20 protein-coding genes are annotated in these 21,342 nt (G+C 60.3%); 6 read left to right on the forward strand and 14 right to left on the reverse strand.

Features of this window, described 5'->3' with window-relative positions; translation table 11 throughout:
* Position 1: 1 nt before the first annotated feature.
* Together BK662_RS14250 and BK662_RS14255 are read left to right on the forward strand one after the other, a co-directional pair.
* Positions 2-886, forward strand: a complete 885-nt coding sequence (locus BK662_RS14250) for a type II secretion system F family protein (protein ID WP_123358593.1) — start codon at positions 2-4, stop codon at positions 884-886.
* Complete coding sequence (locus tag BK662_RS14255) at positions 883-1,773, forward strand: type II secretion system F family protein (protein ID WP_123358594.1); 891 nt, start codon at positions 883-885, stop codon at positions 1,771-1,773. The genes BK662_RS14250 and BK662_RS14255 overlap by 4 nt, the downstream gene beginning before the upstream one ends.
* Positions 1,774-1,941: 168 nt before the next feature.
* On the opposite strand, the gene BK662_RS14260 is transcribed toward BK662_RS14255, so the two are convergent.
* From BK662_RS14260 to BK662_RS14275, 3 genes are all read right to left on the reverse strand, one after another.
* Positions 1,942-2,316, reverse strand: a complete 375-nt coding sequence (locus BK662_RS14260) for a DUF6124 family protein (protein ID WP_123358595.1) — start codon at positions 2,314-2,316, stop codon at positions 1,942-1,944.
* Between the two features lie 1,020 nt (positions 2,317-3,336).
* Positions 3,337-4,125 (reverse strand): response regulator transcription factor, encoded by a 789-nt coding sequence (locus BK662_RS14270; protein ID WP_123358596.1) that lies wholly within the window; start codon positions 4,123-4,125, stop codon positions 3,337-3,339.
* A 113-nt stretch (positions 4,126-4,238) separates the two neighbouring features.
* Positions 4,239-4,709 (reverse strand): prepilin peptidase, encoded by a 471-nt coding sequence (locus BK662_RS14275; RefSeq protein ID WP_123358597.1) that lies wholly within the window; start codon positions 4,707-4,709, stop codon positions 4,239-4,241.
* Positions 4,710-4,784: 75 nt separating this feature from the next.
* Between BK662_RS14275 and BK662_RS14280 the strand changes: the two genes are divergently transcribed.
* Both BK662_RS14280 and BK662_RS14285 read left to right on the forward strand, forming a co-directional pair.
* Entirely contained in the window at positions 4,785-5,225 is a 441-nt protein-coding gene (locus tag BK662_RS14280; protein WP_007907464.1) for a TadE/TadG family type IV pilus assembly protein, read from the forward strand.
* Positions 5,222-7,990, forward strand: coding sequence for a PAS domain-containing sensor histidine kinase (locus BK662_RS14285; RefSeq protein ID WP_123358598.1), 2,769 nt, complete (start codon positions 5,222-5,224; stop codon positions 7,988-7,990). The genes BK662_RS14280 and BK662_RS14285 overlap by 4 nt, the downstream gene beginning before the upstream one ends.
* Here the strand turns inward: BK662_RS14285 and BK662_RS14290 are convergent.
* The 5 genes from BK662_RS14290 to BK662_RS14310 form a co-directional block, all read right to left on the reverse strand.
* Complete coding sequence (locus tag BK662_RS14290) at positions 7,960-9,942, reverse strand: pilus assembly protein TadG-related protein (protein WP_123358599.1); 1,983 nt, start codon at positions 9,940-9,942, stop codon at positions 7,960-7,962. The two genes, BK662_RS14285 and BK662_RS14290, sit on opposite strands and share 31 nt — an antisense overlap.
* A gap of 222 nt (positions 9,943-10,164) precedes the next feature.
* Positions 10,165-10,722 carry a DUF4136 domain-containing protein gene (locus BK662_RS14295; protein ID WP_123358600.1) on the reverse strand — a complete coding sequence of 186 codons (558 nt, stop codon included), beginning with the start codon at positions 10,720-10,722 and terminating at the stop codon, positions 10,165-10,167.
* Positions 10,723-10,775: 53 nt separating this feature from the next.
* The gene (locus BK662_RS14300; RefSeq protein WP_123358601.1) at positions 10,776-11,402 is read right to left on the reverse strand and encodes a DUF4136 domain-containing protein; all 627 of its coding nucleotides are present in this window, start codon (positions 11,400-11,402) and stop codon (positions 10,776-10,778) included.
* Positions 11,403-11,414: 12 nt separating this feature from the next.
* Positions 11,415-12,164 carry a methyltransferase domain-containing protein gene (locus BK662_RS14305; protein ID WP_123358602.1) on the reverse strand — a complete coding sequence of 250 codons (750 nt, stop codon included), beginning with the start codon at positions 12,162-12,164 and terminating at the stop codon, positions 11,415-11,417.
* On the reverse strand, positions 12,164-12,466 hold the full coding sequence (locus BK662_RS14310) for a MazG-like family protein (protein ID WP_008011269.1): 303 nt from the start codon (positions 12,464-12,466) through the stop codon (positions 12,164-12,166). The genes BK662_RS14305 and BK662_RS14310 overlap by 1 nt, the downstream gene beginning before the upstream one ends.
* A 182-nt stretch (positions 12,467-12,648) precedes the next feature.
* On the opposite strand from BK662_RS14310, the gene BK662_RS14315 reads away from it, so the two are divergent.
* Both BK662_RS14315 and BK662_RS14325 read left to right on the forward strand, forming a co-directional pair.
* Entirely contained in the window at positions 12,649-12,942 is a 294-nt protein-coding gene (locus BK662_RS14315; RefSeq protein ID WP_008011267.1) for a hypothetical protein, read from the forward strand.
* A 162-nt stretch (positions 12,943-13,104) separates the two neighbouring features.
* A complete protein-coding gene (locus BK662_RS14325) occupies positions 13,105-14,445 on the forward strand; it encodes an MATE family efflux transporter (protein ID WP_123358603.1) in 1,341 nt (446 codons plus the stop codon).
* A gap of 12 nt (positions 14,446-14,457) precedes the next feature.
* On the opposite strand, the gene BK662_RS14330 is transcribed toward BK662_RS14325, so the two are convergent.
* From BK662_RS14330 to BK662_RS14355, 6 genes are all read right to left on the reverse strand, one after another.
* Positions 14,458-15,255: a DUF4123 domain-containing protein gene (locus tag BK662_RS14330; RefSeq protein ID WP_123358604.1), complete on the reverse strand. Its 798-nt coding sequence runs from the start codon at positions 15,253-15,255 to the stop codon at positions 14,458-14,460.
* The gene (locus BK662_RS14335; RefSeq protein WP_123358605.1) at positions 15,252-16,574 is read right to left on the reverse strand and encodes a type VI secretion system Vgr family protein; all 1,323 of its coding nucleotides are present in this window, start codon (positions 16,572-16,574) and stop codon (positions 15,252-15,254) included. The genes BK662_RS14330 and BK662_RS14335 overlap by 4 nt, the downstream gene beginning before the upstream one ends.
* A 233-nt stretch (positions 16,575-16,807) precedes the next feature.
* Complete coding sequence (speA, locus tag BK662_RS14340; protein ID WP_123358606.1) at positions 16,808-18,721, reverse strand: arginine decarboxylase; 1,914 nt, start codon at positions 18,719-18,721, stop codon at positions 16,808-16,810.
* Positions 18,722-18,941: 220 nt separating this feature from the next.
* Positions 18,942-19,313, reverse strand: a complete 372-nt coding sequence (locus BK662_RS14345) for a translation initiation factor Sui1 (RefSeq protein ID WP_007907444.1) — start codon at positions 19,311-19,313, stop codon at positions 18,942-18,944.
* A gap of 274 nt (positions 19,314-19,587) precedes the next feature.
* The gene (locus BK662_RS14350; protein ID WP_007907443.1) at positions 19,588-20,157 is read right to left on the reverse strand and encodes an NUDIX hydrolase; all 570 of its coding nucleotides are present in this window, start codon (positions 20,155-20,157) and stop codon (positions 19,588-19,590) included.
* 3 nt (positions 20,158-20,160) lie between these two features.
* Positions 20,161-21,228, reverse strand: a complete 1,068-nt coding sequence (locus tag BK662_RS14355) for a DUF2333 family protein (RefSeq protein WP_123358607.1) — start codon at positions 21,226-21,228, stop codon at positions 20,161-20,163.
* Positions 21,229-21,342: the final 114 nt, after the last annotated feature.

The following is a 21,342-nucleotide window of genomic DNA, read 5'->3' on the forward strand; positions in this document are numbered from 1 at the left end:
CATGCTCAAACCGGCGCTGCTCATCCTGATTTGCCTGACATTGCTGGGCCTGTCGATCCGTTTGTTCTACAACGGTCTGCGCCAGACCGGTATCGATCGAACCCTCGGTCGCTTGACGCAGGGGCAACCGCAACTGGCGGTGGCGAAATCGTCCTGGGCTGGCCTGGAGCGGGCCTTTCTACGCGCCGGCCTCGGTCGTCCCACCGAGCGCCTGGGGTTGTGGCTGTTGCTCTGGGCCTTGGGCATCTTGCTGGGGTTTGCCCTCGCGAGCTGGATCGGTTTGCTGGCGTTGTTGCTGATGCCGCCCCTGGCTCTACGGCTGTACATCAGTTGGTGCTATCAGCGCCGGCTCAAGCGCATGGTCGAACAACTGCCGTCGTTGCTCGATCACACGGTGCGCAGTCTGAAGTCCGGACGCACCCTGGCCGATGCGGTTCTGGTCGCCATCGACGCCGCCGAAGACCCATTGAAAAACGCCATGGGCCGGGTTCAGCGCAACGTTCACCTGGGCGTCAGCCTGCCTGACGCTGTCACGGACTTCGCCGAACTGTACGAGCAAGACGAGTTTCGCTTGTTCGCGCTGGGCCTTAAGGTCAATCACCGCTATGGCGGCAATGCCAGTGAGCTGTTTGAGAACCTGATCAAAATAATCCGCGAACGAGACCAGGCTGCACGCCAATTGCGCGCCATGACGGGAGAAACCCGCATCACGGCGGTGGTGTTGGCCCTGATGCCCGTGGGGCTCGCTGCTTATTTCTTGCTGTCCAATCCGAAATACCTGCTCGCCATGTGGAACAGCAGCTCGGGGCAAATGATGCTCGCGACCGCGTTCGGCCTGCAGGTCGTGGGCTGCCTGGCGCTATGGCGCATGTTGCGTAGCGTATGAAAATAGCCCTGCTGATCAGCGCGCTGATGTTTCTGGCGGCCACGTTGTTGCTGCTCAGTGGCCTGCTGGACCAACATCGACGTGCTCGCCAGGTGGCTCAACGACTGGACGGCAAACCACTGAACGACCATCGCGTCCGTCACTGGTTGCAAGTGTTGGGCGACAGCCGCATCGGTCAGCGCTCGGTCAAACTGGACAACGAAACCCAGACACTGCTCAACCGCCTCGGCTGGCGCAGCGCCCGGCAACGCTCGCTGTTCGCCGCCTGCCAGATCGGCATACCGGTGCTTGCGTTGGTCCTGAGTCTGTTAATCCAGAGCGTGTTCTTCCCGCAGGTGAACAACCACTGGATCACCCCGGCCTTCGCCACTGCCCTCGGCTATCTGCTGCCCAAACGCTTGCTGGCCGCCGCCGCGTACCGTCGGCAAAAACAACTGGCGATTGAGATTTCAACCTTCATTCCACTGCTGCGCATCCTGTTCGAATCCGGCATGGCGGTGGAGCAGTCGCTACGAGTGCTGAGCATCGAAGGCAAACAATTACTGCCGGCCCTGACCCATGAATTGCGCCTGATACTGACCCGGGTCGATTCCGGTCTGGAACTGGGCGAAGAACTGAACAAGGCCACCCAGTTGCTGGCGGTGGACGAGTTCACCGACACCTGCGTGATTCTTCAGCAATTGATCCACCAGGGCGGCGGCGCCATGAAATCACTGCTGGGGCTCAAGCTACTGCTCGATGACCGGCGCCTGACACGCTTGCAGGAATACATCTCCAAAATGTCCGCGAAAATGTCCGTCGTGATGATGTTGTTTCTCTTCCCGGCGCTGCTGATCGTACTGGCCGGCCCCAGCTTCACCGCTTTGGCCCGGGCCTTTCATCATTGACCAAGGAGCGAGGCTTGCCCGCGAAGGCGACCTGACAGCCCACCAATCTCTTGCGGACGTACACGGTTCAACTGTGGGAGCGGGCTTGCTCGCGAAAGCGGTGTGTCAGTCGACATCAATGTTAAATGTGAAATCGTCTTCGCGAGCAAGCCCGCTCCCACAGGGGGATCAGCTGTGTGGCGCAGGCTTCGGCACGTCGACGTTATCCAACATTTGATTCACCGCCAGCTCGGCCAGCATGATGACCTGCTGAATCGCCAGGATCGTATGCCGCTGTGGGGCTTCGACATACGCGGCAATGTCGCTGGTCATGACGCTCGCAGAAGCCAGCGACTCGCAGACATGGGCCAGCAGGCTTTCGTTATCCATATCCGGCGCAACCATAAACATCTTGCTTGGCTTGCGGCCTTCGGTTTTTTTAGGGGTGGGATTGAGGTAGTGATCGAGCGCGCGGTCCGCGGCTTCGTGGAATTTTTTTGAATCGAGAGATTCGTAGGGCGAAACATCGTCGGTTTCAGGGGGATTTGGGGTTGCTTTGAACATGATTAAACCTCTGGGATGAAATGGAGCCACTTCCAAATTGCCGCGACGCAATTTGGGGTGGCAGCTGTACGCGGGTTCGCGGACCGATCCCAGAGGCATATCTCGGCATACCCGAAGGTATCCCGCGCACAGTCGCCATGACACGAAACGACAGACACCCAAAAGTGCTGTTGTTCGGTGGAGCGATTATGCCTCAAGAATCGAGCCGCGACGCCCGGACGCTGAATTGTCAGCGACGGACAAAGGCTAGAGACGCAGCGTCCGACGGGCAACCTGAAAAACATGTGGGAAGGTTCTGATGTTTTTACAGATCAATAAACATTGTTGTCTGTAAGGCCGCCATCGCGAGCAGGCTCGCTCCCACAGTGGGTTGGCGTATGTCTGGGGGAGATTGGTCGGTTGTGAGGCCGCCTTCGCGGGCAAGCCTCGCTCCTACAAGTGGGTTGGCGTATGTCTGAGAGGGATTGGTCGGCTGTCAGGCCGCCAAGATCAAAAGATCGCAGCCTTCGGCAGCTCCTACGTGAGGTTGTGTATACCCGCAATAAATTGGGCGACTGTCAGGCCGCCTTCGCGAGCAAGCCCGCTCCCACAGTGGAGCGGCGTACACCCGCCCCTCACCACTCAACAGGCCGAGCGTTAGCTCGCCTGCAGCTTTTGATTTTGATCTGCCCGCCCCTTCGGGAGGCTGAGTGGAGGTGTTCATCTGGGGATTGGCGCGCAGCGCCGTTCGACGCAGTCGAACCCATCGCATGTAGGTCGTAGCGAAGCAGACCGTAGGGCGATGCCCCCAGATGGATACCGGAGCGAAGGAACGCCGAGCCTCAGCGAGGGGCCGTACGCTTGGGGCGAGACCTTTTGGTTCCTTTTGGGGCGTTTGCCAAAAGGGACTCGCCGTAAGGACGAAACCATAAGCCGCCGTTACCGCAGAAATGGATATGTACTCAGTCAACAAAATACAGGTCGGCTGTCAGGCCGTCTTCGCGAGCAAGCCCGCTCCCACAGTTGATCAGCTGTACTCGACTAGTGCGCAGTAAGCCGCCGCACACCAGCATTACCAGGCGACAACGCCAACGCCACTTGCGTGCGATTATGCATATGCGTCAACCGCAACACCTGCGACACATAAAGCTTCACCGTGTTCTCGGTAATCCCCAACTCACAGGCAATCTGATAATTGGTCTGCCCCTTGCCCACCAACCGCGCCACCTCCAACTGCCGCGGCGACAGCTGATTGAAAACCGCCGGCATCTCCACCCGCTCCGCCTCACTGAATGCACCGTCAGATGAATCAGACAAAGACCCTGAGGACGGTCCCCGGCGAACCTTGTCCAAATCCTGATACAACTCGTCGATCGACTCACAAAGGTACTGCAGCTTCTGACTCAAATGCCCCAACTGCAGGTTTTTCTGCCGCTCCTGCAAGAGCACTTCCTGGCGCTGCAAACCTTCGAGCAACTCATCCAGATCAATCGGCTTTTGATAGTAGTCAGCGAACCCGGCGCGCAACGCCTTGATCACATCCTGCTTGTCTGCGCGACCGGTGAGCATGATCGCCTCGAACGCCCGGTGCTTGCCGGATAATTGTTGCAGCGTCTGAACGAGTTGAATGCCATCCATGTCAGGCATCTGCAAATCACAGAGCACCAGACCGATATCCTCATACTCATTGAAACGCTCGATCGCCTGCTGGCTGGACTGACAAGGAACACAGCGATAACCATTGCGCTCGATGAACTCGCACAGTTCTTCGACAATCAATGGTTCGTCATCGACCACAAGGACTTTTATTGCCGAGATAAGCTTGTTCACGTGTCACTCCAGACTTGACCGTTCCTGTACCCACTTCCAAAAGCTGTACAACAACTGTTTTGAAAGTAGACGCACTTTCCAACTATGTACATAGAACGAGTGGCGCCCGGCGACTAATGCATCCAGACCAGCGTGAGCAGCATGCCCACCAGTACGAACGGCGCAAAGGGCTGCTTTTTTGACGTTCCAGGTCCCAGGTAACGAAGACGATCTCTAAGCCCCTGCCCCATATACAGCCAGAGTCTTGGCGCCAACAGCAGCCAGAACGCACTGGCCAATCCGGCGCCGATGAAGCCGCCGAGCAGGTGCATACCGTCCGTCGCAAGGCCCAGCGTCGCCATCAGTTTCACGTCGCCCGCCCCCAGACGTCTCAATGCATAACCGGGCAAGGTGAAGACCAGTGCCAACAACAAAGCCCAGCCGCCCTGCACCGCCTCGGCCCCCAACCATGTGGTGCCCGTCCACAACAGATACATCAGCGCCAGTACACCCGCGCCAAGGGTCAGGCCATTGGCGATGTGCCGCTCTCGGACATCCTGTGCTGCGCAAAGCGTCAGCCAGATAAGTAGGACAAAGTTCTGCATCCGGTAAAAAACGTCCGTTTTGGCTGAATGATTCTATGCTGATACTACGTCGTGATGGTCAGGGTAGACGCACTCATGAAAACAGGCCTCCCCCGCAAACAAAAAGGTGCCGTGGCGATTGAGTTCGCTTTGGTGTTCATCATCTTTTTCGCCGTGTTTTATGGGCTGGTGAGTTACAGCCTGCCGCTGTTGCTGATGCAATCGTTCAATCAGTCGACGGCCGAAGCGGTGCGCCGCAGTGTGGCGCTGGACCCGAGCACCGCCAATTACGACACCGCCGTCAGAAACATAGCGACCACCGAATTGACCCGGCAGTTGGCCTGGATTCCCGCCGCGCTGAACTTCAATGTGGCCACCGATGCCAGCGCCACCTATATCGGTGGCGTGCTGACGGTCACCATCAATTACCCCACCAGTAAACTGAATCAGGTGCTGCCGTTCCTGGTCCTGCCGGGGATCGGCTCGGTGCCCAATCTGCCGGCGACCCTTACCGCCCGATCGAGCCTGCAATTTTGAGTTCCGGGGACAAACTCTTCGGGCGCCTGCTCAACCGCCAACCGCCGCAGCCCTCGACCAGTGCGGACCCTCCGAGCGTGCAACGTGTCGGTTTGCAGCTGCATCTGAATGACGAGGGCCGAGTGATTCAGCTGACCGGCCCGCTGCGGCATCTGCTGGCGCAACAAATGCCCGGTGCGCAGGCACCGCATCTGCTCGATTACCTCATGCCCCATAGCGGCCTGTCGGTCGAAGGCGCGCCTGCCGAGTGGCAGGGGCAGAGTCTGGACCTGGATTTTTTCAGCCTCGGCGAACAACCGCTGCATCTGCGGGGCTGGGTGCAGCCGTTGGGCGAAAACTGGCTGTTGCAGTTGATCGACATCGGCGACCTGCTGCTCGAACGTCGACAAGCGCGCAGCCGCGAACAATGCCAACTACTGGCGGCGCAGATCAGCGAACAATTGCGTCTGTGCAGCCTGACGCGCTTGCCCGAAGTGCTGGCGGAGCAACTGCAAGGCCTGGCCCAGCGTTTTCAGATCCCGTGTATCGCCATGGCCTTGCTCGACGAACAGGCAGAGGGTTGGCTGATCCACCAGCATTACGCGGCCTTCGATGCACCCGGCTTGTGGGAAATCGACCAACGCCTGGGCACCGGTCTCGACAGTCTGAATGGCTCCGCGCCCCAGCAACTGACCCCCAGCGAACACCCACGCCTGCAAGGCATCTTCGGCAATGCCGAAGGGTTCGCGGTGCCTTACCACAATGCCCTGGGCGTGGTGGCCTGGTTGCTCTGTGGTTTCTACCCGGTGCAAGAACGTGCCCCCGACCTGAGCGAGCGCGACTGGTTGCAACTCACCGCCGCTTTGGCCAGCCCGTTGCTTGAGCGTTTGCGCGAGCATCAGCACCATCTGCAACTGGAGCGGCTGGAGTCTCTGCAAGCCTTGCTCGGCACCGGCTGGTGGGAGGTTTTCAGCGACGATGCCGAGGTGCAATTGGCGCCGTCGCTGGCAAGCATGCTGAACCTTTCGAGCACTCGTTTGCCACTGCACGACTGGCTCGAACAGATCCACCCCGCCGACCGTGAAGAGCTGACGATTCGCCTGCAAACCTTGCAGGACGAAGGCGCGCCGTTGCTGCTGTGCGTGCGCCTGCATCGCCCCGACACGGCGCAAACGCCGATCTGGTATCGACTGCAAGGTCAGGCCTTGGGCATCGGCAAAAACCGGCGGTTGGTGGGCTTCATGCTCGACATCAGTGACATCAAAAATCAGCAGCAGAACGCCGCTGCCGCCCATGCCCGGCTGGACAACCTGATCGCCAGTTCACCGGCGGTGATCTATGTGCAGCGCTATGTCGAAGGTGCGCTGCAACCGACATTTTTCAGCGACAGCCTGTTGCCGCTGCTCGGTTGGTCGCTCGCCGATTGTGCCGCCGGCGCGCTGGTGGAACGCGTCCATCCCGAGGACCGCGACGGCTATTTCGAGCGCACCCGGCAGCTGCTGCGCGAAGGTTCGGTGCGCGCCCGTTATCGGTTGCGCGACAGTCGCGGCGATTATCACTGGCTGCTGGACGAAGCCAAACTGCTGCGCGACGACCTCGGGCTGCCGGTGGAAGCTGTGGGGCTGTGGCTGGATGTCACGGAGGCGACCCTGGCCGCCGAGAAAGTAAAACAGAGTGAAGAGCGCTATCGGATCCTGGTGGAAGACTCCCCGGCGATGATTTGTCGCTACCTTCCAGACCTGACACTGACCTTCGGCAACCGCCCGCTGGCGACCTACCTGGAATGCCAGCCCGAGAAGCTGCCGGGAGTGAACCTGGGCAGCTGGATGTCGCCGGAACAGCGCGAAGCGTTCCTCCAGCGGCTCAGTCACCTGAGCCCGGAGTTCCCGGTCAGCACTGCGGAAATCAACCTGCAACTGCCGGGTCGGGAACACGCCTGGTGGGTCTGGTCGGATCGCGGGGTGTTCGACGAGCAGGGTCGCTTGCTTGAGATTCAAGCCGTGGGCCGCGACAACACCGAAGTCCGGCGCGCCCAGCAACAGCTCACCCAAAGCGCAAAAATGGCCACCCTCGGTGAAATGGCCACCGGGCTGGCGCATGAAATCAATCAACCGCTGAACGTGATGCGCATGGCCATCGTCAATGTGCTCAAGCGCCTGAGCAATGGCGATGCGCAAATCGATTATCTGACAGACAAACTCAACCGCATCGACGCGCAAGTCCAGCGCGCGGCGCGGGTGGTGGATCACATGCGGGTATTCGGTCGGCGTTCGGAGATCGAGCAGCATCCCTTCAATCCGGCTCAAGCCATTGAGGGCACGCTGTCACTGCTGTCCGAAGGGATGCGTGGCAAAGGGGTCGAACTGCGGGTCAGCGAGACCGGATTCGAAGTGCAGGTGCGCGGTTACGTCGATCAGCTGGAACAGGTGCTGATCAACTTGATGGTCAATGCGCGGGATGCGCTGCTGAGCAAACGCGAGGCCGACCGGGAGTTCAAACCGTGGATTTCGGTGTACGCCGAACGTGATGAATACTCGGTGCGACTGTGGGTCGAGGACAACGGCGGCGGTATCGATCCACGGCTGCTGGAGCGGATTTTCGAACCGTTCTTCACCACCAAACCGGTGGGCATCGGCACCGGGCTCGGGTTGTCGGTGAGTTACGGCATCGTCGAAAACATGGGCGGTAAGTTGAGTGTAAGAAACTCGACCGAGGGCGCGCGGTTTTGTATCGAGTTGCCGATTGCCACGGGCGATCAGATCACCAAAGTCGCGCGCCCCGAGTGACAGCTGAGGTTGGCGCCGACGTCGACCTTGTTCAAATCGATCCCAAGGCTTAACAGCAAGGTGTTGATCAAGCTGTCGAGCAACGGGCTGAGCACGCTGTTGATCGCGCTGATCAGCAAGCTGGTGACGCTGCTCAGGATCGTCCCCAGACCACTGACGAGACTGCCCGACGGACCATACATATCCACGTGAATGTTAAGCGGGGTGTTGAGCAGGTTGCTGACAATACTGCTGGTGGTGAACGAGTAGTAGAACGGTGGCTGGTTGATTTCCGGCAGGCTGCTGGCCGGTGGTGCGGAGTAGACGTGGGCAATGTTGGCGTTCGCCGCCACGCTGGTGTCGGCAACGATATCGATACCGCCACCGACGCCGGGCACACGCGGATCGCAGGTGATGGGCAGAAAGAGAAGCCTGCGACAGGTTTTAATCCCGATATCGATCACCTTCAACGGCTGCACCGTGACCGCCGGCGGCGTGGTGTTGCTGCCGAACATGCTGGCCGAATCAATCCGGCCGATTTTCAGGTTAACCAGCGATGTACTGGTGCTGGTGGTCAGGGTTTTGTTGGTGTTACTGACGCAGCTGTAGGCCGTGACGTAACTGCTGGCACTGGCGACGTCCAGCGCTACATCGAGCCGTATCGGCCCCGGCAACAGCTTGATGTCGGGTGTCTGGCAGGGCACGCCCAAGGCGCAGGTCAGTGAATTGAGCACCGCCACCAGGTTGAGATTGAGCAAGGCATTGAGGGTGTTGGTCAGCGGTCCTGCCAGATCGTTTACCGCATTGAACAGCGCCACGATGGCGTCGAGCGCCGGCAAGTCGATCGACAGCAATGTGCGCACCTGCGCGGTTCTCACGTAGATCCGATTGGGTCCCAATGGATTCAGCGCAGCGTTTTTTGGATTGCCGATCGCGGAGAGTTGTGGCGGTTCCAGAACCTGCACTCGGGCCGTGATTTGCGCCAGCCCTGCCAGATTGATCGGCAGCGTTGCCACCAGACCATTCTTCTTGTTGGCCAGTTGCACGATGCCTTCAATCAGGTTGAACACGCTCACGTTAGTCGCCAACGCCGACATATTGCTGCCGTTCTCGACGTGCAGCATATTGCCCAGCACCACGGTCGTTGTGCCCGCGGCAACCTTGAGTGCTTGCAGCCCGACGATGGTCGCCGTCGTGTCGAGAGTGCCGCCGGGGTCCAGCACATTGACGGCGGTCTGGATCAACTGGCTGACGGCCACCGAAGTGCCCAATACCTGGCTATACCCGGCGGCGGTGAGGCCGAGGTCTACCTTTAATCGATCGAGGTAACCGAGCAGGCTGATGTTGGTGCTCACCAAGCCGCTCCAGCCCGCCACGGAGAGGTTCAGATTACCGCCCAGCAAACCACCGAACAGCGCATTGAGGGTGGCCGACTTGCTGGTATCGATACTCAGTGCCGTCGTGCGGATGGTCAGCGATGCCAGCGGTGGCGGCAACGCTGCGACGGCGGTCGCGGTCAGGTTGAGGGTCGCACCGGCTGGAGGACCGCCGAACACGGCGCCAATCCCCCCGGCGAAACTCTGCAGGATCGAATGGCTGACACTCACCCGAATGGCTTCGCTGCTGCTCGGATTAGCCGTAAAAACCCGAAGATTGTTGGCGTCCAGGGTCAAGGCGCCGCAGGCCACCGTCAGGCTGCGCGTGGGGTCAGGCAGGGTGAAATTGTTGCGGTTTGCGCTGGCGGTGGCATAGGCGGTAGCCGTGGCACCGACGGCGCAATCACCGTCGCGTGTGGCCGCCTCCAGCGCGGCCATATCGGCTACCCGTTGCAAGCTGCGTTTTTCCAGGTACAGGCGGCCGCTATCGACCACGAGCAGCAGGAACACCAAGGCCATGCCCAAGGTCAGCACCGCCATCAAACCGATCGCTCCCCGTTGCCGGGCCGGGCTACGAAACTGCAAGCAGGGAGACATGGCGCACTCCTTTGCCGGCACACTGCCGAGGGCTACCTCCAACGATGTGAAGCAGTGTAGACAAGGGTCCACCAGATTGCTGGCAACATGCTACTGCCGATGACAAAGAAACCATGTGGGAGCGAGCCTGCTCGCGATGACGGCGGCACATCCGAAGTTGATGTGACTGACAGACCGCTATCGCGAGCAGGCTCGCTCCCACAGTGGATCGGTGGTATTGGTTTAGCGCGGTGGATAGTTAGCCAATATCCGCCCGACCGTCTCGCGGATCGTATTGCTGCGGTCCTGCGGGTTCGGGGTGCGGCTGAGCGTTTGCTCGTCGCTGCCGCGCCACACCAGTTTGCCGTCCTTGCCATCGAGCAGGTCGACCTGGATGGTCGCCACCTTGTAGCTGATGTTGCGGGTTTCGTTGTACATCGGCCCGCCCCAATAACCGTTCCATGGGCTACCCCAACCGCCGCCATAGTTAGTGGTCACCTGTTGCTGACGATCTTCGACGATCAGGTAGGTCTGCACCTTCAGATCCGGGCTGGCGCCGGCGGCGGCTGGACGCAAACCGCGCTGATCCAGCTGATCGGCAACGGACTGGCGGAGGCGTTGTTCGGTCAGGTCACTCTTGATCCGCGGATCATCGGGACGGTATTGCACGGCGGGCTCTTTCCAGCTCCAGCTACGATAGGCGGCAAAGTCGCGGCTGGTATCGAAGTCATGGTTGACCTGGTTAGCGGCGCAGGCAGTGAGCAGCGCGGTCATGGCCAGTAAAGCGAGTCGGCGGAACATGATTTTTCTCCGATAGAAGACATGCACCTGCGGGAGGCTTCCTGTATGGGAAGCTAATTAGGAGGATACGCCGACATGGCCCTTTCGACAGCTTCACGAATGGCATCGGCACGCTCGCTCTGGTTGCCCTGATTGCTGGTTTCAGCACTAGCACTCCACACCGGCTGGCCGGTGCTCGCGTCGAACAGATCGACGCGCACCACCACGACTTGTACCTGATAAGTACGGATGACCGGCACCGTGTTGTACATGCCGTAACCGCTGCCGTAGCGGTTGTAACCGCCATAACCGCCGCCGTAATACCCCCCGCCGTAACCATAGTCGTCCTGGACCTGACGCAAGCGGGTTTCCAGATGCAAATCGGCGCTGACCAACAGGTCCGCCGGGCGGTTGTCATGCAGTGGGCGCAAGCCGCGTTGATCGAGGGCATTGCTGACCGCTTCGGCCACCTGCGCCGAGTCGGCCCAGGCCGTGCCCGGAGGCAGGCGCCCGTTGAGCCAGGCCCAGCTGCGATAGCGTCCGTAATCGCGGGGTGGCGCCGGGTAGGCGCTGCGGTCGAAGGTGGTGGCGGCCTGGGGCGGTGCCGGTGGCAGGGGATTGGAGGTCGCGACATAAGGGTTGCTGCCCTGACAGGCCGCCAACCCGAGACAGATCACCAGTAACCCTGAACGACTTTTCATTTCGCGCTCCGGTCAGATCGGCCGACAGATCCAGTGCAGGTAGCGCCCAAGCCCGGCGAAGCTTGGGTGACGGCGGTGAGCCAGTTCCATTTCCAGCAAGTCCGGCAGTTCGACGCGGGCCTGGAATTCCACCGGCATGTAGTCGTAAAAAACCCGCACCCCACTCTGAGTTTCGACCTGCCACATGCTCTCAAGTTGCGCCGCCAGTTCCCGTGGATCCAGTGGCTGCTGCGGCGTCAGGCTCTGCTTCTCGCCGGCCATGTTGTTCTTGCGCATTTTGCGGAAATGGCCCTTGAGCAGGTTGCGGTAGATCAACGCGTCGCGGTTGTAGAACGCCAGGGACAACCAGCCGTCCGGCTTCGTCAACTGATGCAGCACCGGCAAAATCGCATGGGGTTCGGCCAGCCATTCCAGTACGGCGTGGCACAGCACCAGATCGTAAGGTTCGGTGAGCTGACCGAGCAGTTCCTGCCACGGCGCCTGAATGAATGTCGCCGTCTGCCCCGCTTCGGCGAAGCGCTGACGGGCGCCTTCAAGCATCGGTTCGGCGGGCTCGGCTAGGGTCACCTGATGACCGCGCTCGGCCAGCCACAACGACATGTGGCCCAGCCCGGCGCCGATGTCCAGTACGCGCAACGGGCGGTCCGGCAGGGTTTCGGCCAGGTCGGCTTGCAGCACCGCGAGCCGGATCGCACCTTTGGCGCCACCGTAGATTTTTTCGGCGAAGCGAGTCGCCAGCTGATCGAAATGACGGTCGCTCATCAGCTGAACCGCCGTTCGCTGTCCGCGAGTTTGCTGCGCACCACTTCATTCATGTCCAACCCCAACTCGCTGCACAGCAGCAGTAGATACAGCACGATGTCGCCGATTTCCTGCCCGGCATGGGCGAGCTTGTCTGCCGGCAACTGACGCGACTGGTCTTCGGTCAGCCACTGGAAAATCTCCACCAGCTCGGACATTTCCACGCTTGCGGCCATGGCCAGGTTTTTCGGGCTGTGAAATTGCCGCCAGTCATTACGGTCGCGAATGGCGTGCAGGCGTTCGGTCAGTTCAACAAGGTTCATCGGGCTCTCCTGAAGGCGTATAGCTTCAGGGGGATGGCGGGTGAAGGCAAGTGGCAGCGTTGTGCCTGCGCACTTGCGTCATACTCAAAAAGATCGCAGCCTTCGGCAGCTCCTACGCAGCACGATAAATAGCCCAAGGTTCGGATCAGGCAACCACGCCACTACTCCATCAGGACGCACACATGCAGGTAGAAAGCTTTTTCGAATGGCTCGGCCAGATAATCGGTTCGGCCATCCGGTTCATCATCGACGCCCTCAGTGGCCTGTTCAACCTGTTGAGCAACGCCGGCAGCAATTTTGTCGAAGGGTTGGCCCAGGCGCTGGGCATGGACACTTCGATCGTCAGCATCATCACGCTGATCATCGGGCTGATGCTGCTGTGGGCAGCGATCCGCGCCTTCATGAACGCGTCGATTATCATGGGGATTATCTGGTTGTTGCTGGGATTGTGGTTGCTGAGCTGGATTGTTCACTAACCCCACCGTCCCCTGTGGGAGCGAGCCTGCTCGCGATGACGCCGGCACATTCAACATCCGAGTTGACTGTCAGTCCGCTATCGCGAGCAGGCTCGCTCCCACAATGGATCGATGTAGATTGCGAATGTGTCGCTACAATGCAGCCGCCCCCAAGGAGCCTGCATGTCCAATCTGATTGCCGACTGGCGCGACCGTCCGACCCATCGTCGAGTCTGGGCGCTCGCCGCCCCGATGATTCTCTCGAACATTTCCGTACCGCTGGTGGCGCTGGTCGACAGTACCGTCGTCGGCCACTTGCCCCATGCTCATCAACTCGGCGCTGTCGCGGTGGGCGCCAGTCTGTATACCTTTCTTGCCTGGGCCATGGGCTTTCTGCGCATGGGCTCCACCGGGTTCGCCGCCCAGGCTGCCGGGCGCGGGGATGGCGCAGCGTTACGGCAGATTTTGCTCCAGGGTCTGTTGTTGGCCATGGGCCTGGCCATTTTGTTGGGCGCATTGGGCGTGCCGTTGAGCGGAGTCGCATTGCACTTCATGCAACCGTCGGCGGAGCTGGATCACCTCACCCGCGAGTTCTTCCACACACGGCTGTTCGGCTTGCCGGCGGCGCTGGCCAGCTACGCGCTGGTGGGCTGGTTCCTCGGCACCCAGAACGCTCGGGCTCCGCTGGCGATTCTCCTGAGCACCAACCTGGTCAACATCGCGTTGAACCTGTGGTTCGTGCTCGGCCTGGAGTGGGGCGTGGTCGGCGCGGCCCGGGCCTCGGTGATCGCCGAGTGGACCGGCGCGCTGATCGGCCTGTTCATGACCCGCAAAGCCTTGCGCGCCTACCCCGGCCATATCGCTTGGGCTGCGCTGGCGTTGTGGCAGAGTTGGCGCCCATTACTGGCGGTCAATCGCGACATCTTCATCCGTAGCCTGGCGCTGCAGTCGGTGTTTTTCCTGATCACCGTACAGGGCGCGCGGCTGGGCGATGCTACGGTCGCCGCCAATGCGTTACTGCTCAACGGTCTGCTGCTGACCGCCCACGCCTTGGACGGTTTGGCCCACGCAGTCGAAGCACTGTGCGGACACGCCATAGGTGCTCGCGACCGCGAGGCCCTGCGCCGCTCACTGGTGGTGGCGTGCGGTTGGTCGTTGCTGGCGAGTATGGGGTTTGCCTTGTTGTTTCTGTTCGCCGGGCACCTGTTCATCGAGATGCAGACGGACATCCAGAGCGTGCGCGACACCGCCTTCCTTTACCTGCCTTACCTCGCGGTGCTGCCGCTGATTGCTGTCTGGAGTTACCTGCTCGACGGCCTGTTCATCGGCGCCACCCGCGCCCGGGAAATGCGCAACGCCATGCTGCTGACGGTGATCCTGCTGCTGCCCTTCGCCTGGGCGCTACAAGGCTTGGGCAACCATGGACTGTGGATAACTTTCCTGTTGTTCATGTTGCTGCGCAGCCTGACCCTGGGCGCGTTCGCCTGGTACTTGCGCAAGCACGACAGTTGGTTCGCCGGATGACGAGGGTCAGCTTCAGGGTTGATCGGTCTGCCACAGGTTGCGCAGGCTATCGAGACGCTCTTGCTGGGTGAATCCCGGCAACGACTGCACGGGCACTGCGTTGGGGTGCTGCAAGCGCAACCATAACCAGCCATCGAGCACCGCACGTTCGCTGAAACCCAGTGCCAGCCCTTCCTGCAGGTAAGTCCACAAGCTGTTGTAGTCGGAACCGGTGGATCGGCTCCAGCGCCAGGTGTGTTGTTCCAGCAGGCAGGTTTGCAAGGTGTCTCGCTGACGCAGGCTGAGGTTTTCTTCGATGGCCAGCGGCCGGACGGCAAGCCGCGGATTGAACAGCTGCTGCCAGCCCTGACAGCCTATGGCCCGGTCGGCCCAGGTGCCGCCGAACCAGCGCAACTGATCGATCGGACCGAGCCAGCGACTCAACTCCTGCGCATCGCAGGCATCGAAAAAATAACTCGCCGTGTGTGGATTGTAGTAACTCAACAAGGCCCGGTGATGCAGACCCAAGGTGACCGCGAGCATGCGTCGCAAATGCTCCAGCAGCTGCGATGAAGAGGCTTCACTGACCAGCAGCAACCCGCTCCAGGCATGTGGCGCACTTTGGCACAGCTCGGCCAGTGCCGGGCATTCGCGAAGGTCGACCAACACTGGCCCGTGCTCACGCAAGGGGTGAAATTCGGTGCCTTCGAACAGACGGAACCATCGGGCATGAGCAAACTGTTGCCGCAAACTCGCGCCGGCCTGAGGCACGCCCGGCACGTCGAGCAACAGCCATTGCGGGGTCGGGTCGACCGCTTGAGCGGCGATCATGCCGCACCGCTCTGGCCGAGCTGCAGCGCCGCCCGGCAGGTACAAAAAGACTGCGCGCAATGACTGAAACTGCCGCCGCCTGGCAGCAGGCACAGGAGCACCAAGGGTTCGCTGGATTGCAGCAAGCCCTGCAAGCCCTCGAGCGCCGGGCTGGCATCGGTCGTCAAGGAGGGTTGCAGGTCGGGTATGACCGGCTCTGCACTGGAGGCTGCGCCGGGAAGAAATCCGCTGATCAAGGGTTGATCCGGATCGCCTTCGATAAAGCTCACCAGCACTTGCGCCCCTTCACTCAACGGCAGGGTGCCCGCGCCTTCCAGCTCGGGAGCCAATGGCAACCAGCAGTGGCTGGGCGCTGCGCCCTCCCCTTGGTAAAGCCAGTCAAACTGCACGGCAACCGGTCTGGCCAGATCCGGTTGAGACTCATCGACCTCGACCACCCACGCCCGCTGCAGACTATGCATCCTGGGTTTGACGATCGAATGAGGCGCCACGAAAGGCATTTCCTGCACAACGGCGCGCACTTGGTTGCTATAAGGAAGCCCCGGTTCCTGTCCACCCTGATGCTCTACATGGGTCAGTAGCCAGAGACGATTCCAGTCCATACACGGATGGCCGGACAACGGCATCAGTTGACCGCTGTGCAGCGTCGCCAGATTCGTCTGGCCTTCGGCGATTTGCCCGCAGCCGTGAAGCTTGAACTGATGCACACCTGGCCGTTCGTTCTCACCCTCGAAGACGCTCTCTTCGCCACGGCTGAATTGCCCCAGGCCATCACCGAAAACCAGACAGTGTCCGCGTGCGCAGTGTTCGAAGTAATAATGAAGCCGCTCCTGGGCGCACAGACGCTGGAGAAATTGCAGGTCTGATTCCCGGTACTGCGTACAGAAATCACGGGACGGGTAATCGCCGTTCAGGTCGAAGCGCCGATCCTTGCCGGCAATGCCGTGCTCCTTGAGCACCTGAGCGAGAATCTCCGGCACCGAGCGCTGGCTGAAGATTCGCTGATTGAATCGCTGCGCCAGACACGCCAGCCTGGGGCCCAGACGGACACGACATAGACTGGGCTCACTACCATGGCCGAGCTGAACGAGGCCAAGCAACTGCCCGTGAACACCCTGCCCCAAGGGCCCGAAGTGCAAAAAGGCCGAGCGATACAGCAGGCTTGCGAGGTCCAGCGTCGGGTCATCGTTCAGCAGATCCACGTCGAACACAAAAGGCTCGCTGATGGCTTCACTACCGGTAAAGGCCAAGACCTCAAAGGAGTCGGGAAGACCCGCTATATCCAGACGAAATGACGGTTCGTTGACTGGATCGAACATCGGCGATTCTCTACAGGAGGGGCGGCCGGGGATTCTCGCTGAGAGACATGGCCGAGTAGAGTGCCGAAGTACAACTTAGGAAATGACCTACGTGAAAAGAAGACCACATCGCTTGGATAGCCCAGTATGTGGGTCATTTCGCTTGAAAAAAGAGAAGCTCCGCACCAGGTCATCTGAAATTTCCGCAACGCGCGGAGAATTTTCAGACAACCCGATGGGCGCGGTGCCTTACCTCAAGAAGACAGGTAAGACGAACGGGTCAGGCCCAGACGCAAGGCATCGAGGAACTGGGTACGCTCGGCGGCGCTGATGCGGGCACTGGCGCATTTGTCGCGGTAGTGGGTCATCAGTTCTTCCGGCGACAAGTGTACGTAACGCAGCATGTCTTCGATGGTGTCGTGGGTCTCGATACCGGCGTGGTACACGCTGCCGTCGGCGTTCTGATAGATGTTCACCGAGTCGGTGTCACCGAACAGGTTGTGCATGTCGCCAAGAATCTCCTGGTAGGCCCCCACCAGGAAGATCCCCAGCAGATAGTCTTCACCTTCGTTCAGACCGTGTACCGGCAAGCTGGTCTCGATGCTCTGCTCGTCGACGTATTGCTTGATCTTGCCGTCGGAGTCGCAGGTCAGGTCTTGCAACACCGCACGGCGTAATGGCTCTTCGTCGAGACGGTGCAGCGGCAGGATCGGCAGGACCTGGCCGATGGCCCAGGTGTCCGGCAGGCTCTGGAATACCGAGAAGTTGCAGATGTACTTGTCGGCCAGCTTGTCGTTGAGTTCGTCGAGCACCTGACGGTGGGAACGTTGACGGGCCTTCAAGGAGTTGTGCAGGCGACGGCAAACGGCGAAGTAGCATTGCTCGGCCAGGGCTTTTTGCGCCAGGGTCAGCTTGCCATCGGCGTATTGGGTGGCCACGTCGCTCATGTAGTGCGTGGCGCGCCAGTAGGTCTCGGTGACCATTTCGATGTCGGTCGGGCCGAGCAGATCAACCAGCCACTGCACGGTTTCCGGCAGCTCGTCCTTGTTATCGATCTTCGGCACGTCGTCGTTGTGTTTTTCGACGTCGGTTACCTGAACCACCAGCATGGCGTGGTGAGCGGTCAGGGAGCGGCCGCTTTCAGAGAAGATGTTCGGGTGCGGCAGGCTCTGCGCGTCGCAGAACTCCTTGAGCATCCCGACCACGACACCGGCGTAATCGTCCATGTCGTAGTTGATCGAACTGGCATTACGCGAGTGAGTACCGTCGTAGTCCACGCCCAGACCGCCGCCGACGTCGATGTGATCGACCGGCAGGCCAAGGTTGCGCAGCTCACCGTAGTAACGGATCGCTTCCTTGAAGCCGTGCTGGTAGTCCGCCAGGTTGGCGATCTGCGAGCCCATGTGGAAGTGCAGCAGGCGAATGCCCTGATCCAGACCGGCAGCGCGGAAACGCTCGACCACCGACAGCAGTTGCGCCGCCGACAGGCCGAACTTGGATTTTTCACCACCGGTGTCTGCCCACTTGCTCGACGCCAGGGATGACAGACGCACGCGCAGGCCGACCTGCGGCTTGACCTTGAGCGCCGCCGCTTCTTCGATCACCAGACCGACTTCGGATTCTTTCTCGATCACGATGAACACGTTGTGACCAAGCTTCTGGCCCATCAGCGCCAGACGGATGAACTCGCGATCCTTGTAACCGTTGCAGACGATGGTGCCGCCCTTCGGCGCCAGCGCCAGCACCGCCAGCAGTTCCGGCTTGGAGCCGGCTTCCAGACCGATGGAAACGTTCTGGGTGGCGATGATGTTTTCGATCACCGCTTCCTGCTGGTTGACCTTGATCGGGTACAGCGCAGTGTACTTGCTCTGGTATTCCAGGCGCTCGATGTTGGCGTCGAACGCACCGGTCAGCTGACGTACGCGGTCTTGCAGGATGTCTGGGAAACGCACCAGCAACGGCAAGGACAAACCGCTTTTGCGCAGTTGGTCGACTTGCTCGAAGAGGTCGATAGGCGAACTGGTCGGGCCGTTCGGACGAACTTCGACGCGACCGGCGTCATTGATCGCGAAATACCCGGCCCCCCAATGGCGAATCCCGTAAACACTGCGGCTGTCCGCAACTGTCCATTGGCTGCCATCGTCTTTGCGTGTGCGTCGTACGGACATCGAAGTCCCCTATAAAGAAGTCATAGAGCGTCGCCTTAAGTTCAGGCCGGCGCAGTCTAAAGAATGAAAATGACGGTTCGTCAACGAGGGGGTAGACCTCGCTGACCGCAGTGAGTTTAGAAACCGGTCATGAACAGGCTCTGTGAAAACCATGGAGACGACACCAGACCTGAATGAAATCGGGACTGGATCAAGCCGCGGGTGGTTTTCACAGAGGCTGCTAGCCGCCGGACTTCTTCGCCTTGAAACCGTGTTTGATCAGCTCGGCCAAGAGTAGCTCGACATGATCGCCCTGGATTTCGATGATTCCGTCTTTCAACGCCCCGCCGGTCCCGCAACGTTTTTTCAACGTGGTGGCCAGATCCTTGAGCGCGTCTTCGGCCAACGGCACGCCGGTGATGGTGGTCACCGTCTTGCCGCCACGACCCTTGCTTTCGCGACGCACGCGAGCGATGCCGTCGCCGGCCGGGATAACGGTTTGTTTGCAGATGCAGGCATCCACCGGTTGACTGCAATCCGGGCAATGACGACCTGCATCGGTGGAAAATACCAGGCCACCAAGGGCGGCGAAGGATGCGGCTTTTTTGGCCACCGGCAATCCTCTTGGGAGGACAAAGACTGGTCGTGGCAGATGCCATCGACCGCGAAGCCCCACTCAGGCAGGGGCAGCGCTACTGAAACGGAAAACCCGGTGTAGGAGCTGACGAGTGCAACGAGGCTGCGATCTTTTGATTTTGACTCAAAAGCCAAAGTCAAAAGATTGCAGCCTGCGGCAGCTCCTACAACAAGCATTACCGGTTCAGCTTGAAAAGGTCGCGCAGTGTAACGGCAAAAACGCCGATTGCTAAGAGCCAATCGGCGCCAATTTATAGCTCTTTTGCGACGTTATTCCCTTGGGCGCGAAGATAGCGCTGCAAGGCCGCCAGAGAGTCCGGGCAATAAGGCTTCTGCGTGATTTCCAGCAGAACCTGATCGATCGGGATGAAGCGCGCTTCAAGCACTTCTTCCGGCTGCAGGATCAACGGGCCGTCCCACACCGCCGAAAACGCCGAACACCAGAGTCGGTTGCCGGTGTCCTCAAAGAAAAAGTGATCATGGGCGGTCAGTTCCACACCGCTCACGCCCAACTCCTCTTCCAGCTCACGGGCCGCCGATTCGGCGTAAGTCTCAGTGGCCAGCACCATGCCGCCGGCCGCCACGTCCCAGTAACCGGGGTATATCGCTTTGCTCAGGGTGCGCCGATGTACGCACAGTTCACCGGCAGAATTGAACAGCATGATGTAGGTGCCGCGCCCGATCAGCTCGCGTTCGCGCAGCTCGGAGCGGACCAGAGCGCCGAGCAGGTTATCCTGCTCGTCGACCCAGGCGATTTGTTCGGCATCGGAGGCCGCACGATGGGCGGCCTCACGCATGTCATCAACGGAGCTATCGACCATGACTCAGCCCTGATTGAGCAGTTGACGCAAATCGATCACCGCTGCGTTGGCCCGGGAGATGTAATTGGCCATGACCAGCGAGTGGTTGGCCAACACACCGAAGCCGCTACCGTTGAGGATCATCGGGCTCCAGACCGGTTCTTGCGAGGCTTCCAGTTCACGAATGATCTGGCGCACGCTGACCGTGGCGTTCTTCTTGGCCAGCACATCGGCGAAGTCGACTTCGATAGCGCGCAGCAGGTGGGACAACGCCCAGGCTTGACCGCGTGCTTCGTAGAACACGTTATCGATCTGCAGCCACGGGGTCTCGACAATTTCTTCGTCGACCTGTGGCACCTGACCCGGGGCCAGGACTTCGGTTTTCAGTGCGGTGTTGAGCTTGACCCGGCCGACGCTGGCCGACAGCCGCTGCGACAGCGAACCCAAACGGGTACCGACATCGCCCAACCAGTTATTCAGGTTGTCGGCGCGGGCATAGAACAGCGCGCTTTTCTGACTTGGATCGGACAGGCGCGCCTGATAACGGCTCAGGGAATTGATGCCTTCCTGATACTCGGACTCACTGGATGGCAGCACCCAGCTTTTGTTGTCGAAGTTGAAACGCGGCTCGGCCTTGGCCAGGTCGGCGTCTTCGGTGGACTGCGACTGCGAGCGGGCGAAGTCTTTACGCAGCGCACGGCTCAGGTCGCGGACCTGGACCAGCACGCCATATTCCCAGCTCGGCGTATTATCCATCCACAGCCCCGGCGGGAAACGGTCGTTGGAAATATAACCACCCGGTTTGGTCAGCAAGGTGCCGGCGACGGACTTGAGGGTTTCCACCGTGGTGTACCCGACAACCATCTGCTTGCCTTCTTTCTCGGCCGCCATTTGGGCATTCTGCTGAACCGGGAACAGCGCCGGCTCCTGGCTCCAGTACCAGCCCAACGCAATCGCCACCAACAGGTAAAGAACAATCAGAGTGGCCAGCGCCCGGCTGAACAACAGGCCGCCAAAATAACTGCGGGTGGCCGATTTCGGTTCAGCGGCACGCTCAGGCGCGCTGCCTGTGCGGTTCTTCCAGTCCAGCATGGCGGTATCCTTTCAATCACTTGAGTTCATCGGTTCGACCACAACCCTACGCCATCGTGCGTCATTTGCCGCGCATTAAAATCCTGCGCGTCACGGCGAGCCACACAATGACCG

The organism is Pseudomonas frederiksbergensis (assembly GCF_003732275.1).
Lineage (GTDB): Bacteria > Pseudomonadota > Gammaproteobacteria > Pseudomonadales > Pseudomonadaceae > Aquipseudomonas > Aquipseudomonas frederiksbergensis_H.

What these genes read in the sequence shown, in the direction of transcription:
- BK662_RS14250 (WP_123358593.1), top strand. Translation starts at nt 2, where the DNA reads ATGCTCAAACCGGCGCTGCTCATCCTGATTTGCCTGACATTGCTGGGC.
- BK662_RS14255 (WP_123358594.1), top strand. Translation starts at nt 883, where the DNA reads ATGAAAATAGCCCTGCTGATCAGCGCGCTGATGTTTCTGGCGGCCACG.
- BK662_RS14260 (WP_123358595.1), bottom strand. Translation starts at nt 2,316, where the DNA reads ATGTTCAAAGCAACCCCAAATCCCCCTGAAACCGACGATGTTTCGCCC.
- BK662_RS14275 (WP_123358597.1), bottom strand. Translation starts at nt 4,709, where the DNA reads ATGCAGAACTTTGTCCTACTTATCTGGCTGACGCTTTGCGCAGCACAG.
- BK662_RS14280 (WP_007907464.1), top strand. Translation starts at nt 4,785, where the DNA reads ATGAAAACAGGCCTCCCCCGCAAACAAAAAGGTGCCGTGGCGATTGAG.
- BK662_RS14290 (WP_123358599.1), bottom strand. Translation starts at nt 9,942, where the DNA reads ATGTCTCCCTGCTTGCAGTTTCGTAGCCCGGCCCGGCAACGGGGAGCG.
- BK662_RS14295 (WP_123358600.1), bottom strand. Translation starts at nt 10,722, where the DNA reads ATGTTCCGCCGACTCGCTTTACTGGCCATGACCGCGCTGCTCACTGCC.
- BK662_RS14300 (WP_123358601.1), bottom strand. Translation starts at nt 11,402, where the DNA reads ATGAAAAGTCGTTCAGGGTTACTGGTGATCTGTCTCGGGTTGGCGGCC.
- BK662_RS14305 (WP_123358602.1), bottom strand. Translation starts at nt 12,164, where the DNA reads ATGAGCGACCGTCATTTCGATCAGCTGGCGACTCGCTTCGCCGAAAAA.
- BK662_RS14310 (WP_008011269.1), bottom strand. Translation starts at nt 12,466, where the DNA reads ATGAACCTTGTTGAACTGACCGAACGCCTGCACGCCATTCGCGACCGT.
- BK662_RS14315 (WP_008011267.1), top strand. Translation starts at nt 12,649, where the DNA reads ATGCAGGTAGAAAGCTTTTTCGAATGGCTCGGCCAGATAATCGGTTCG.
- BK662_RS14325 (WP_123358603.1), top strand. Translation starts at nt 13,105, where the DNA reads ATGTCCAATCTGATTGCCGACTGGCGCGACCGTCCGACCCATCGTCGA.
- BK662_RS14330 (WP_123358604.1), bottom strand. Translation starts at nt 15,255, where the DNA reads ATGATCGCCGCTCAAGCGGTCGACCCGACCCCGCAATGGCTGTTGCTC.
- BK662_RS14335 (WP_123358605.1), bottom strand. Translation starts at nt 16,574, where the DNA reads ATGTTCGATCCAGTCAACGAACCGTCATTTCGTCTGGATATAGCGGGT.
- speA (WP_123358606.1), bottom strand. Translation starts at nt 18,721, where the DNA reads ATGTCCGTACGACGCACACGCAAAGACGATGGCAGCCAATGGACAGTT.
- BK662_RS14350 (WP_007907443.1), bottom strand. Translation starts at nt 20,157, where the DNA reads ATGGTCGATAGCTCCGTTGATGACATGCGTGAGGCCGCCCATCGTGCG.
- BK662_RS14355 (WP_123358607.1), bottom strand. Translation starts at nt 21,228, where the DNA reads ATGCTGGACTGGAAGAACCGCACAGGCAGCGCGCCTGAGCGTGCCGCT.